At 73.0% G+C, this 12,285-nt stretch carries 12 protein-coding genes; 1 reads left to right on the top strand and 11 read right to left on the bottom strand.

The window, feature by feature from the left end:
• Positions 1 to 70 precede the first annotated feature (70 nt).
• The 11 genes from tyrS to H9624_RS16085 all read right to left on the bottom strand — a co-directional run bounded on the left by tyrS (position 71) and on the right by H9624_RS16085 (position 11,267).
• The gene (gene tyrS, locus H9624_RS16135) at positions 71 to 1,339 is read right to left on the bottom strand and encodes a tyrosine--tRNA ligase (protein WP_251840921.1); all 1,269 of its coding nucleotides are present in this window, start codon (positions 1,337 to 1,339) and stop codon (positions 71 to 73) included.
• Between the two features lie 45 nt (positions 1,340 to 1,384).
• Positions 1,385 to 2,032 (bottom strand): DNA-3-methyladenine glycosylase, encoded by a 648-nt coding sequence (locus H9624_RS16130; RefSeq protein WP_251840920.1) that lies wholly within the window; start codon positions 2,030 to 2,032, stop codon positions 1,385 to 1,387.
• Positions 2,032 to 3,453: an argininosuccinate lyase gene (gene argH / locus H9624_RS16125; RefSeq protein WP_251840919.1), complete on the bottom strand. Its 1,422-nt coding sequence runs from the start codon at positions 3,451 to 3,453 to the stop codon at positions 2,032 to 2,034. Before argH ends, H9624_RS16130 begins: the two co-directional genes overlap by 1 nt.
• On the bottom strand, positions 3,446 to 4,729 hold the full coding sequence (locus tag H9624_RS16120) for an argininosuccinate synthase (RefSeq protein ID WP_251840918.1): 1,284 nt from the start codon (positions 4,727 to 4,729) through the stop codon (positions 3,446 to 3,448). The genes argH and H9624_RS16120 overlap by 8 nt, the downstream gene beginning before the upstream one ends.
• Complete coding sequence (argR, locus tag H9624_RS16115; protein WP_251840923.1) at positions 4,726 to 5,292, bottom strand: arginine repressor; 567 nt, start codon at positions 5,290 to 5,292, stop codon at positions 4,726 to 4,728. The genes H9624_RS16120 and argR overlap by 4 nt, the downstream gene beginning before the upstream one ends.
• A 2-nt stretch (positions 5,293 to 5,294) precedes the next feature.
• Positions 5,295 to 6,236, bottom strand: coding sequence for an ornithine carbamoyltransferase (argF, locus tag H9624_RS16110; protein WP_251840917.1), 942 nt, complete (start codon positions 6,234 to 6,236; stop codon positions 5,295 to 5,297).
• Positions 6,233 to 7,480, bottom strand: a complete 1,248-nt coding sequence (locus H9624_RS16105; RefSeq protein ID WP_372435162.1) for an acetylornithine transaminase — start codon at positions 7,478 to 7,480, stop codon at positions 6,233 to 6,235. The genes argF and H9624_RS16105 overlap by 4 nt, the downstream gene beginning before the upstream one ends.
• Positions 7,477 to 8,403, bottom strand: coding sequence for an acetylglutamate kinase (argB, locus tag H9624_RS16100; protein WP_251840916.1), 927 nt, complete (start codon positions 8,401 to 8,403; stop codon positions 7,477 to 7,479). The genes H9624_RS16105 and argB overlap by 4 nt, the downstream gene beginning before the upstream one ends.
• Positions 8,400 to 9,566: a bifunctional glutamate N-acetyltransferase/amino-acid acetyltransferase ArgJ gene (gene argJ, locus H9624_RS16095; RefSeq protein WP_251840915.1), complete on the bottom strand. Its 1,167-nt coding sequence runs from the start codon at positions 9,564 to 9,566 to the stop codon at positions 8,400 to 8,402. The genes argB and argJ overlap by 4 nt, the downstream gene beginning before the upstream one ends.
• On the bottom strand, positions 9,563 to 10,639 hold the full coding sequence (gene argC, locus H9624_RS16090; protein ID WP_251840914.1) for an N-acetyl-gamma-glutamyl-phosphate reductase: 1,077 nt from the start codon (positions 10,637 to 10,639) through the stop codon (positions 9,563 to 9,565). Before argC ends, argJ begins: the two co-directional genes overlap by 4 nt.
• Before the next feature lie 91 nt (positions 10,640 to 10,730).
• On the bottom strand, positions 10,731 to 11,267 hold the full coding sequence (locus H9624_RS16085) for a DUF4395 domain-containing protein (RefSeq protein ID WP_251840913.1): 537 nt from the start codon (positions 11,265 to 11,267) through the stop codon (positions 10,731 to 10,733).
• 249 nt (positions 11,268 to 11,516) lie between these two features.
• Between H9624_RS16085 and H9624_RS16080 the strand changes: the two genes are divergently transcribed.
• Complete coding sequence (locus tag H9624_RS16080; RefSeq protein WP_251840912.1) at positions 11,517 to 11,801, top strand: hypothetical protein; 285 nt, start codon at positions 11,517 to 11,519, stop codon at positions 11,799 to 11,801.
• The last annotated feature ends 484 nt before the right edge of the window (positions 11,802 to 12,285 follow it).

The following is a 12,285-nucleotide window of genomic DNA, read 5'->3' as shown; positions in this document are numbered from 1 at the left end:
GTGCGCGCCCGAGGCGCGACGACGCCCGCCGGCCGAGGGGGCAGGCGGGCGTCGTCGTGAGCACGGGCGGTCAGGCGCCGGCGACCTCGGCGACCGCGAGGTTGCGCCGGCCCCGGCGCAGGAGCACCCAGCGTCCGGCGAGCAGGTCCTCCGGCGCGAGCACGTGGTCCTCGTCGCTGAGCTTGACGTTGTTGAGGTAGGCACCGCCCTCGGCGATGGTCCGGCGCGCGGCGGAGCGCCCGTTCGCCAGGCCGGTCGCCACGAGGAGGTCGACGAGGTTGGACTCCCCCACCACCGCCTCCCCGCGAGGCAGCTCCGCCACCGCGTGCCCGAGCGTCTCGGGATCCAGGTCCCGCAGCTCCCCACGTCCGAACAGGGCGCTCGAGGCCCGCTCCACCCGCTCGGTCGCCTCGGCCCCGTGGACCAGGGTGGTGACGTCCTGCGCGAGGGCCCGCTGCCCCTCCCGCGCCTGCGGCCGCTCGGCCACCGCGGTGACGAGCTCGGCGATCTCCTCCCGGCTGCGGAAGGTGAAGATCTTGAGGAACCGCTCGACGTCGCCGTCGTCGGTGTTGAGCCAGAACTGGTAGAAGGCGTACGGGCTCATCATGTCCGGCGCGAGCCACACCGCCCCGCCCTCGCTCTTGCCGAACTTCGTGCCGTCGGCCTTGGTGATGAGCGGGGTGGTCATCGCCTGGACACCCGTGGCGTCGGCCTTGCGGATGAGCTCGACGCCGGACAGCAGGTTGCCCCACTGGTCGTTGCCGCCCGTCTGCAGGGTGCAGCCGTAGCGGCGGTGCAGCTCCCGGAAGTCCATGCCCTGGAGGATCTGGTAGCTGAACTCCGTGAAGGAGATGCCCTCGTCGCTGGCCAGCCGCCGGGCGACGGTGTCCTTGGCGAGCATCGTGCCCAGCCGGTAGTGCTTGCCGATCTCCCGGAGGAAGTCGATGGCGCTGAGCTCGCTCGTCCAGTCGAGGTTGTTGACCATCCGCGCGGCGTTCTCGCCCTCGAAGTCGAGGAACGGCTCGATCTGCCGGCGCAGGCGCTCGGTCCACTGCCCCACGACCTCACGGTCGTTGAGCGTGCGCTCCCCCGACATGCGCGGGTCCCCGATGAGCCCGGTGGCCCCGCCGACGAGCGCGATCGGCCGGTGGCCGGCGCGCTGGAGGTGGCGCAGGAGGATGAGCTGGACGAGGTGCCCGTGGTGGAGGCTGGGCGCCGTCGGGTCGAAGCCGCAGTAGTAGGTGACCGGTCCCGCGGCGAGGGCGGCGCCGATGGCGTCGCGGTCGGTGGCCTGGGCGATGAGCCCGCGCCACTCCAGCTCCTCGAGGATGTCACTCACGTCTGCGTACCTTCCTGGTCGGTCGGGACCGGTCCGGCCCCGGGACTAGTGTGCCCCGTCCGCCGCGTCGGCTCGTCCGCCGTCCGCGGGGCGACGACGACGGCGCACCCCGGCTCGGTAGGTCGAGACGGTGGGGTCGCCGGGGAGCCAGAAGCGCCACGGGAAGGTCTCGCCGTCACCGCCCGGGCCGGAGACGCCGACCCGCGGCCCGGTGGCGACCTCCTCCGCCGCGTCGGCGGGGGCGAGGAGCTCTGCCCGGCCGCCGGGAGCGAGCACCACCCCGTTGTCCGGGCCCGCCAGGCCCAGGGCCTGGGCCATGCGGGCCGGCCCGCGGGCGAGGTCGACGTCCTTCTTCGCGGCCGGGCGGCGGGAGCGCGCCAGCTCGACGCCGTCGACCACCTCCCCCGCGCGCAGCAGGACGGCGCTGGCCCGCCCGTCCTCCCCGCACACGACGTTGGCGCACCAGTGCATGCCGTAGGTGAAGTAGACGTACAGCCGCCCGGGCGGGCCGAACATCACCTCGGTGCGCGGGGTGAGGCCCCGGTAGGCGTGGGAGCCCGGGTCGTTGCCGCCGTCGTAGGCCTCGACCTCGGTGAGCCGGACGGTCACCGCCCCTGCGTCGTCACGCACCGTGAGGTGCGCGCCGAGCAGGAGCGGTGCCACGTCCAGCGATCCCCGGGTGAGGTCGAGCATCAGGCGCTCTCGTCACCCGTCCACGCGCGCAGCTGGGCGAGAGCGGCACGGGCCGACTCCAGCTGCTCGGCGACCCGGTCCGGCGCGGTGCCCCCGCGCCCGTTGCGGGAGGCCACGGAGCCCTCGACGCTGAGCACCGCACGCACCTCGGGGGTGAGGTGCGGGGAGATCGCCGCGAGCTCGTCGTCGGTGAGGTCCCACAGCTCGGTCCCGGCGTTCTCGCAGGCCTGGACGCACGCACCGGCGATCTCGTGCGCGTCACGGAAGGCGACGCCCTGGCGCACCAGCCACTCGGCGATGTCGGTGGCCAGCGAGAAGCCCTGCGGGGCAAGCTCGGCCATCCGGGCCGTGTCGAAGGTGAGCGTGGCGACCATGCCCGAGACGGCCGGGAGGAGCACCGAGAGGGTGTCGACGCCGTCGAACACGGGCTCCTTGTCCTCCTGGAGGTCCCGGTTGTAGGCGAGCGGCAGGCCCTTGAGCGTGGCGAGCAGACCGGTGAGGTTGCCGATGAGGCGCCCGGCCTTGCCGCGCGCGAGCTCGGCGACGTCGGGGTTCTTCTTCTGCGGCATGATCGAGGAGCCGGTGGAGAAGGCGTCGTCGAGGCGGACGAAGCCGAACTCCTTGGTGGCCCACACGATGACGTCCTCGCTGATCCGCGAGAGGTCCACGCCCACCATCGCGACGACGAAGGCGAACTCGGCGACGACGTCGCGCGAGGCGGTGCCGTCGATGGAGTTCTCCACCGAGTCGGTGAAGCCGAGGTCCGCCGCCACCGCCCGCGGGTCCAGCCCGAGGGACGAGCCGGCGAGGGCGCCGGAGCCGTACGGCGAGACCGCGGCGCGGCGGTCCCAGTCCACCCAGCGCCGGACGTCGCGCAGCAGCGGCCACGCGTGGGCGAGCAGGTGGTGGGCCAGCAGCACCGGCTGGGCGTGCTGGAGGTGGGTGCGTCCGGGCATGACCGCGCCCGGGTGCGCCGCAGCCTGGTCGACGAGCGCGCCGACGACGTCGAGCACTCCCCCGGCCAGCAGCCGTGCCTGCTCGCGCAGGAAGGAGCGCACGAGCGTGGCGATCTGGTCGTTGCGCGAGCGCCCGGCGCGGAGCTTGCCGCCCAGCGCGGGGCCGGCACGCTCGATGAGGCCGCGCTCGAGGGCGGTGTGGACGTCCTCGTCGTCGGGCTGGGGTGCGAAGGCGCCGGAGACGACGTCGGCCTCGAGGCGGTCCAGCGCCTCGAGCATCCCGGTGAGCTCGGCGTCGTCGAGCAGGCCCGCCGCCGCCAGCGCCCGGGCGTGCGCCCGGGAGCCGGCGATGTCGTGGCGGGCCAGGCGCCAGTCGAAGTGCGTCGAACGGGACAGCTCGGTGAGCGCGTCAGCCGGCCCGCCGGCGAAGCGCCCGCCCCACAGGCTCAGCGGTGCCTCAGCCATTGCTCGACTCCAGCGAGCCGGAACCGAGGTCCACGGCGTTGCCGAAGGCGGCGTCGCGGGCGGCGGCGAGCTTGGCGGTCAGGCCGTAGATCTCGATGAAGCCCTTGGCGTTGGACTGGTCGAAGGTGTCGCCCGAGTCGTAGGTGGCGAGGTTGAAGTCGTACAGGCTCGTGTCGCTGCGGCGGCCGGTGACGACGGCGCGGCCCCCGTGGAGGAGCAGGCGGATCTCGCCGGTGACGTAGCGCTGGGTGTCGTCGATGAAGGTGTCGAGGGAGCGCTTGAGCGGGGAGAACCACTGGCCGTCGTAGACGAGCTCGGTCCAGCGCTGGTCCACGCCCTTCTTGAAGCGCGCCTGCTCGCGCTCGACGGTGACGTTCTCGAGCTCCTGGTGGGCCGTGATGAGCGCGATCGCGCCGGGGGCCTCGTAGACCTCGCGGGACTTGATGCCGACGAGGCGGTCCTCGACGATGTCGATGCGGCCCACGCCCTGGGCGCCGGCGCGGCGGTTGAGCTCCTGGATCGCCTGGAGCGGGGTGACGGGCACGCCGTCGATGGCGACCGGGACGCCCTCCTTGAAGGTGATGACGACCTCGTCGGGCACCGGCGGGAAGGCCGGGTCGTCGGTGTAGCTGTAGACGTCCTTGGTGGGCGCGTTCCAGATGTCCTCGAGGAAGCCGGTCTCGATGGCCCGGCCCCACACGTTCTGGTCGATGGAGAACGGGTTGTTCTTCGTCGTCTCGATCGGCAGGTTGTGCTTCTCGGCGTACCCGATGGCGACGTCGCGGGTGAGGGCGAGGTCGCGGACCGGCGCGAGGCACTTGAGGTCGGGCGCGAGGGAGGTGATGCCGACCTCGAAGCGGACCTGGTCGTTGCCCTTGCCGGTGCAGCCGTGGGCCACGGTCGTGGCCCCGAACTGACGGGCGGCGCGGGCGAGGTGCTTGACGATGACCGGGCGCGAGAGCGCCGAGACCACAGGGTAGCGGTCCTGGTAGAGGGCGTTGGCCTTGAGCGCCGGCATGCAGTACTCGGTGGCGAACTCGTCACGGGCGTCGGCGACGTAGGCCTCGACGGCGCCGCAGTCGAGGGCGCGCTGACGGATGACGTCGAGGTCCTCCCCGCCCTGACCGACGTCGACGGCCACGGCGATGACCTCGGCGCCGGTCTGCTCGCCGATCCAGCCGATGGCCACGGAGGTGTCCAGCCCGCCGGAGTAGGCGAGCACCACCCGCTCCTTGCCGGAGGTCGGGGTGGTCGCGGGGATGGTGCTGTCAGTCATGCGTGGTCTCTTTCCATGGATGGTGCGGGAGTACGGTCGGCCGCCGTGCGGGCCGGGCCAGGGGTGGTCGGGGCCGCGAGGGCGAGGAGACGGTCGGCGAGCTCGGCGCCGCCCTCCTCGTCGCGGGCGATGACGAGGACGGTGTCGTCCCCGGCGATGGTGCCGAGGACACCGGGCAGGACCGCGGTGTCGACGGCGGAGGCGAGCAGCTGGGCGGCGCCGGCGGGGGTGCGGAGCACGACGAGCGCGCCGGACCGGTCCGCCGAGACGAGCAGCTCGGCGCACCAGCGCGCCAGGCGCGCGGCGCTGTGCCCCTGCTCGGGTGCGACGGGCGGGGCCATCGCGCCGGCCGCGCCCTCCTGCGGCAGGGCGTACACCTGCCGACCGTCGGGCAGGGTGATCTTCCCGGCGCGCAGCTCGACGAGGTCGCGCGACAGCGTCGCCTGGGTCACCTGGACGCCGTGGGCGGCCAGCTGGGCGCTCAGCTCGCTCTGGGAGGAGATGCGCTCGTGGGTGAGCAGGCGCGCGATGAGGGCGTGGCGCGCCGGCCGGGTGACGGGCATGCTCACGGCGTCGCCCCGAGGAGGTGGACGAGGACGGCCTTCTGCGCGTGGCGGCGGTTCTCCGCCTCGTCCCAGATGACCGACTGCGGCCCGTCGACGACCTCCGCCGTCGCCTCCATCCCCCGGTACACGGGCAGGCAGTGGAGGAAGACGGCGTCCGCGCCGCGCGCCATGAGGCGCTCGTCGACGCGGTAGGGGACGAAGGGCGAGGTGCGGTCCCCGGCCTCGTCCTCCTGGCCCATCGACACCCACGTGTCGGTGGCGACGGCGGTGACGCCGTCGACGGCCTCGTCGGCGTCGCTCGTCACGAGCACGCTGCCGCCGGTCTCGGCCGCGATGGCGCGGGCGCGCTCGACGACGGCGGGGTCGGGCGCGTAGTCGGTGGGCGCCCCGATCCGCACGTCCATGCCGGCGGTGACACCGCCGAGCAGGTAGGAGTGCGCCATGTTGTTGGCGCCGTCACCGAGGTAGGCGAGGGAGCGGCCGGCGAGGGCGGGGCCGTCGGCAGCCAGGCCGCCGCGGTGCTCGGCGACCGTCTGGAGGTCGGCGAGGATCTGGCAGGGGTGGAACTCGTCGGTGAGGGCGTTGACGACCGGCACGGCGCTGACGGCCGCGGCCCGGTCGAGCCCGGACTGGGCGAAGGTGCGCCACACGATGGCGGCGACCTGCCGGTCGAGGACGCGGACCGTGTCTTCCACCGACTCCCCGCGGCCCACCTGGGTGGACGCGGAGTCGAGGACGAGCGGGAAGCCGCCGAGCTCGTGGATCCCGACGGAGAAGGACACCCGGGTGCGGGTGGAGGCCTTGTCGAAGAGCACCGCCACGGAGCGGCCCTCGAAGGGGCGCGGGGCGACCGTGCCGGCCTTGAGCTCGAGGGCGAGCTGGAGCACGGAGCGCTGGGCGTCGACGGACAGGTCGTCATCGCGCAGGAAATGGGCGGTCATGCGGCACCTCCGGCGGTGTCGAGGACGGCGGGCAGGTCGGCGAGGAAGCCGGCGGCCTGCTCGTGGCTGAGGACGAAGGGCGGGGCGAGGCGGACGGCGTCGGGCGCGACCGGGTTGACGATGTAGCCGGCCGCGAGCGCCGCCTGCGCCACCTGGGGCGCGAGCGCCTCGGTGAGCATGATCGCCAGGAGCAGGCCCTCGCCGCGGACGCCCGCGACGAGCGGGTGGCCGAGCGCGGTGACGCCCTCGCTCAGCTGGCGGCCGCGCTCGGTGACAGCGGTGAGCAGCCCGTCGCGCTCGATGACGTGCATGGTCGCCAGCGCGGCGGCGGAGGCGACGGGGTTCCCGCCGAAGGTGCTGCCGTGCTGGCCGGGGCCGAGCAGCGTGGCGGCGTGCTCGCCGAGGGCGACGACGGCGCCGATCGGCAGCCCTCCCGCGAGCCCCTTGGCGAGGACGACGACGTCGGGCACGACCCCGCCGCCGACGTGGTCGTGGTGGTGGGCCATCCACCGCCCGGTCCGGCCCATGCCGGTCTGGACCTCGTCGAGGATGAGCAGCGCGCCGTGCCGGGAGGTGAGCTCGCGAGCCGCGGCGAGGTAGCCGGGAGGCAGCGGACGCACGCCCGCCTCCCCCTGCAGCGGCTCGAGGACCAGGGCGGCGACGTCGTCGTCCATGGCGGCGGCCAGCGCGTCGACGTCACCGAAGGGCAGGTGCTCGACGCCGCCGGGCAGCGGCATGAACGGCTCGCGGTAGGCGGCCTTGTGGGTGAGGGCGAGCGCGCCCATGGTCCGGCCGTGGAAGGCGCCCTCGAGGGCGAGGATCCGCGGGCGGCTGCCCTCACCGTGGCGGCGGGCCAGCTTGAAGGCGGCCTCCATCGCCTCGGTGCCGGAGTTGGCGAGGAACACGCGCGACCCGGCCGGCGCGCCACCGGGCGTGACGACCTCGAGCAGCCGCTCGGCGAGGTGCACCTGGGTGGGCGTGGCGAAGAAGTTCGACACGTGGCCCAGCGTCCCGAGCTGCGCGGAGACCGCGGAGACGAGGGTGGGGTGCGCGTGGCCCAGGGAGTTGACGGCGATGCCGGCGAGGAGGTCGAGGTAGCGGCCGCCGTCGGCGTCCCACACCCACGCCCCCTCCCCGCGCACGAGGACGCGCTGGGGCGGGCCGAAGGTGTTCATCAGGGCGCCGGTGTAGCGCTCGGCCCACACGGCGGCCGGCTGCTGGGTCTCGGGGACGATGTCGCTCACGGTGCCTCCGGGTGGGTGGACTGAGTGGCCCAGTCGGGCAGGACGAGGGTGCCCACGCCCTCGTCGGTGAAGATCTCGAGGAGCATCGAGTGCGGCTGGCGGCCGTCGATGATGTGCGCCTGCGGCACCCCGCCCCTCACCGCGCGCAGGCAGGCCTCCATCTTGGGGACCATGCCGGACTCGAGGTCGGGGAGCATGACGCTGAGCTCGCTCGCGGCGATGCGCCGCACGATCGAGGAGCGGTCGGGCCAGGAGCGGTACAGGCCCTCGACGTCGGTGAGGACGAGGAGCTTGCGCGCCCCGAGCGCGACGGCGAGCGCCGCGGCCGCGGTGTCCGCGTTGACGTTGAGCACCTGGGAGGGGTCGGTGATGTCCGGCGCGATCGTCGAGATCACCGGGATGCGGCCGGCGGCGAGGAGGTCCTCGACGGCGGAGGGGTGGACCTCGACGACGTCGCCGACGAGGCCGACGTCGACCGGCTCGCCGTCGACGACGGCGGTGCGGCGCTCGGCGCGCAGCAGCCCGCCGTCCTCGCCGGAGATGCCGACGGCGTGGGCGGTGTCGACGTTGAGGAGGGAGACGAGGTCGCGCTGCACCTGGCCGGTGAGGACCATCCGGACGACGGCCATCGCCTCGGGGGTGGTGACGCGCAGGCCGCCGCGGAACTCCGAGGCGATCTGGAGGCGGTCGAGCATGGCGGAGATCTGCGGGCCACCGCCGTGGACGACGACCGGCTGCATGCCGACCTGGTGGAGGAAGAGGACGTCCGCGGCGAAGGCGCGCTGGAGGTTCTCGTCGACCATCGCGTTGCCGCCGTACTTGATGACGACGCGCGTGCCGGCGAAGCGGCGCAGCCAGGGCAGGGCCTGGAGGAGGACCTCGGCCTTCTGGTCCGGGCGCAGGCTGTCGGGGAGCTCGGTCATGTCGAGTAGGCGCTGTTCTCGTGGACGTAGTCGTGGGTGAGGTCGTTGGTCCACACGGTGACGGGCGGGGCGTCCCCGGCGTGGAGGGCGATCTCGACGTGCACCTCGCGGCTCGCCGCGAGGTCGACGAGCGAGCGGTCCTCCCCCACGCCCCCGGCCCGGCAGACCTGGACACCGTTGATGGTGACGTCGAGGAGCAGCGGGTCGTAGGGGGCGACGTCCTCGGGGACGGTGCCGGCGGCGGCGATGATGCGGCCCCAGTTGGGGTCGTTGCCGAACATCGCGGCCTTGAAGAGGTTGGAGCGGGTGACGGCGCGGGCGACGGCGAGCGCCGCCGTCTCGCTCGTCGCGCCGGTCACGGTGACGGCGACGTCGTGGCTGGCTCCCTCGGCGTCAGCGATGAGCTGGCGGGCCAGCTGCTGGGTGGCGGCGGTGAGCGCCTTCTGGAAGGCGGCAGGGTCCGGGCGGACGCCGCTGGCGCCGGAGGCGAGGAGGATGACGGTGTCGTTGGTCGACATCGCGCCGTCGGAGTCGACCCGGTCGAAGCTCAGCCGGGTGGCCTCGCGGAGCATGGCATCGGCCTGGGCGGCGTCGAGCTCGGCGTCGGTGGTGAGGACGCAGAGCATTGTCGCGAGCGCCGGGGCAAGCATGCCCGCGCCCTTGGCCATGCCGCCCACCGACCAGCCCTCGCCCTGCACGTGGACGGTCTTGGCGACGGTGTCGGTCGTCATGATCGCCTCGGCGGCGTCCGGGCCGCCGTCCGCCGAGAGCGCTGCGGCCGCCGCGTCGATGCCGGCGGTGAGGGCGGGCATGTCGAGCCGCTCGCCGATGAGGCCGGTGGAGCAGACGAGGACGTCGCCGCTGGAGACGTCGAGGCGCTCGGCGACGTGCTCGGCGGTGGCGTGGGTGTCGGCGAAGCCCTCCGGTCCGGTGCACGCGTTGGCGCCGCCGGAGTTGAGGACGACGGCGCGGGCGATCCCGTCGCCGACGGCGGTGCGGGACCACACGACCGGGGCGGCGACGACGCGGTTGGTGGTGAAGACGGCGGCGGCGACGGCGACGGGGCCGTCGTTGACGACGAGCGCGACGTCCTTGCCGCCGGAGCTCTTGAGGCCGGCGGGGACGCCGGCGGCCCGGAAGCCCTGGGGGGCGGTGACGCTCACGGGGCGACTCCCACGGTGGTCAGGCCCAGCTGCTCGGGCAGGCCGAGCGCGAGGTTCATGGACTGGACGGCGGCACCGGCGGTGCCCTTGACGAGGTTGTCGATCGCGCAGACGGCGACGACGCGGCCGGCGCGCTCGTCGACGGTCACCTGCACGTGGGCGGTGTTCGCGCCGAGGGTGGCCGCCGTGGTGGGCCACTGCCCCTCGGGCAGCAGGCGGACGAAGGTCTCCCCCGCGTAGGCGTCCTCCCACGCGGCCCGGACCTCCGCCGTCGTCGTGCCCGGCGTGAGTGGCGCGGTGACGGTGGCGAGGATGCCGCGCGCCATGGGCACGAGGGTGGGGGTGAAGGACAGGCGCACGTCGCCCGCGCCGGCGCGGCGCAGGTTCTGCTCGATCTCGGGCACGTGGCGGTGGCTGCCGCCGACGGCGTAGGGCGTCGCGGTGCCGAGGCCCTCGGAGGCGAGCAGGTGCGGCTTGAGGGACTTGCCCGCCCCGGAGTAGCCGTTGGCGAGGACGGCGACGACGTCGGTCGGGTCGACGACGCCGGCGCTGACGCCGGGCTGGAGGGCGAGGGTGACGGCGGTGACGTTGCAGCCGGGCACAGCCACGGTGCGGGCCTCGCGCAGGATCCGACGCTGCGCGGCGGCGGTGCCGCTCTCCCCCGCGTGCCGCAGCTCGGGCATGCCGTAGGGCCAGGCGCCGGCGAAGGTGCCGCCGTAGAAGTGGTCCCAGTCGGCGACGTGCTCGAGGCGGTGGTCGGCGCCGCAGTCGAGGAGCAGCGGCGTGGGGCCGTCGAGCGCGGCGAGCGCGTCGGTCAGCTCGCCGGAGGCGCCGTGCGGCAGCGCGAGGACGACGACGTCGTGCCCGGCCAGGCGCGTGGGGTCGGTGGGCTCGATGAGCCGGTCGGCGAGCGGCAGGAGGTGGGGCTGGTGCTGCCCGAGGAGGTCACCGGCGCTAGCGTTCGCGGTGAGCGCGCCGATCTCGACCTCAGGGTGGGCGAGGAGGAGGCGCAGGACCTCACCCCCGGCATACCCACTGGCCCCGGCCACGGCTACAGATACAGTCACCCGCATAACTATACACAGGGGTGAATGGAGCGCCACATGGCCCTCCGAGGCGATGGGCCCGACACGAGGTGTCCGCCTCGTGTGCGGGACCGAGTGATCAGGCTCGTGCGTGCTGCAGCCGACGAACGAGCACGTAGATCCTGCAGCCTAGGCACAACCCAGTGGTCGCCCTGAGGACGGACCCGGCAGCAGCGACGGCGGTGAGGCTGTTGCCCGCGTCGTCCACGCCGATGAGGAAGGCGAGCAGCGCCAGAGCGGTGAGCACGAGACCGATGAACTGAGCGAAGCGCGCCGGGCGGGCGTCCTCCAGCGCGGGTGCGGCTCCGAGACGGGGCCAGATGACACGGGCGAAGAACTGTGCCCACACGGACCAGTGCATGCTCACGAATGCGGTGAAGGCGAACATCGCAGCCTGTGAGGCGAGCAGCCCCAGCGCCAGGGGGCGAACAGCCTCAACGGTGAGCAGCACGATGACGAGAACGCCGGCCGTCGCCGCGGCGGCGAATCGAAGAGCACGCGGATCGACATGGCCGCGCAGTGGACACGAGGTGATGCCAATACCTGCCACGATGGCGCTCCTGAGGGTGCGGGCCGCTGGCGACTGGCCGCCCTGCCCGGCGAGCTCCAGCTGCATCCCGCCGCGCACGTCTTCATCGATGGCTGCGTGTGAGCTCAATTTACACCCGCCGGATCTGGCCCATGAGGGACGTACAGCCTCGCCAAGTTAGCGGCCGGCCGCGCCACCGCATGTGGCCGGCTCGGGCGCCGGCCTGCCCGACACCGCCAGAGAGTGCCTCTCGGTCTCGGTGCTCAAGTGCCTGCTCCTCGTCGCACGCTTCCTCTCACGACAACCGGCTCCTCGCCTAGCCCCTACTGTTGAACCGTGAAGAAGCGCCCGAACCTCACGTATCTGATCATCGCCTTCACTTTCGGCGTCGTCGGTATCTCGGGACTCGCCTCGGGACGGAGCGAGCTGCTGGCCTTCCTGGTACTGGCGGCCGCGTCCCTCATCATCGGCACGGACGGCGTACGAGTCGAAAGGCCCGCAAGGATCGCTAAGTGGCATTGGGCCGTGCACCGCTCGCCGGAGCGTGACTCGTCACTACCTATCGTGTGCATCCTTGGACAGTCGGCCCACCGCAGACACTGCGCCGCTCATCCCCCATGACGACGGGACGATCCGGTGCGGGAAGTCAGGAACACTCGCTGATCGAACGATGGACTCAGGATCGCGACGGGCAAGCGGCAAAGCCCGCTTCCGGTTATTCGAGGATCGGCCTACGGGACCGAACTGGTTGAGCCTAAGGGTTAGAGGAACGTGCCGTTCATCGCCATGTCGGTGAGAGCTCCGGCGACTCGGGTCGTGGCTGTGGTCGCGGCGACGTTACCCAACTTCCTTACGGGCTGCCCGTAACCTCCCGGTTCTCCGAACAATCTCACCTGAGCCGGGCTCTCCCTGCTCGACCACCTCACGCAGTTCGACTAGGGCCGATTCTGCCTCGGCGCGTTTGTCGTTGGGTGGGGCGCTCGAGATGGCTTGCCGAACCTGGACCAGCAATGCGAGTACGACAGTTATGAATCGCCCCGGGTTTCGTAGAGGCTCGGTTACGTGGAACCAGCCCCGGTCGGGACAGGTGTTTCAGGGTAGTGCT

Origin of the sequence: Oceanitalea stevensii (assembly GCF_014837105.1) — a bacterium.
Lineage (GTDB): Bacteria > Actinomycetota > Actinomycetes > Actinomycetales > Actinomycetaceae > Oceanitalea > Oceanitalea stevensii.
The sequence above is the reverse complement of the archived record's forward strand: the minus strand, read 5'-3'. Positions and strand labels throughout refer to the sequence as shown.

Coding starts and splice junctions, on each gene's coding strand:
- argF (WP_251840917.1), bottom strand. CDS start 6,236: ATGACCGCCCATTTCCTGCGCGATGACGACCTGTCCGTCGACGCCCAG.
- H9624_RS16130 (WP_251840920.1), bottom strand. CDS start 2,032: ATGCTCGACCTCACCCGGGGATCGCTGGACGTGGCACCGCTCCTGCTC.
- argR (WP_251840923.1), bottom strand. CDS start 5,292: ATGCCCGTCACCCGGCCGGCGCGCCACGCCCTCATCGCGCGCCTGCTC.
- argC (WP_251840914.1), bottom strand. CDS start 10,639: ATGCGGGTGACTGTATCTGTAGCCGTGGCCGGGGCCAGTGGGTATGCC.
- argB (WP_251840916.1), bottom strand. CDS start 8,403: ATGACCGAGCTCCCCGACAGCCTGCGCCCGGACCAGAAGGCCGAGGTC.
- H9624_RS16085 (WP_251840913.1), bottom strand. CDS start 11,267: ATGCAGCTGGAGCTCGCCGGGCAGGGCGGCCAGTCGCCAGCGGCCCGC.
- H9624_RS16120 (WP_251840918.1), bottom strand. CDS start 4,729: ATGACTGACAGCACCATCCCCGCGACCACCCCGACCTCCGGCAAGGAG.
- argH (WP_251840919.1), bottom strand. CDS start 3,453: ATGGCTGAGGCACCGCTGAGCCTGTGGGGCGGGCGCTTCGCCGGCGGG.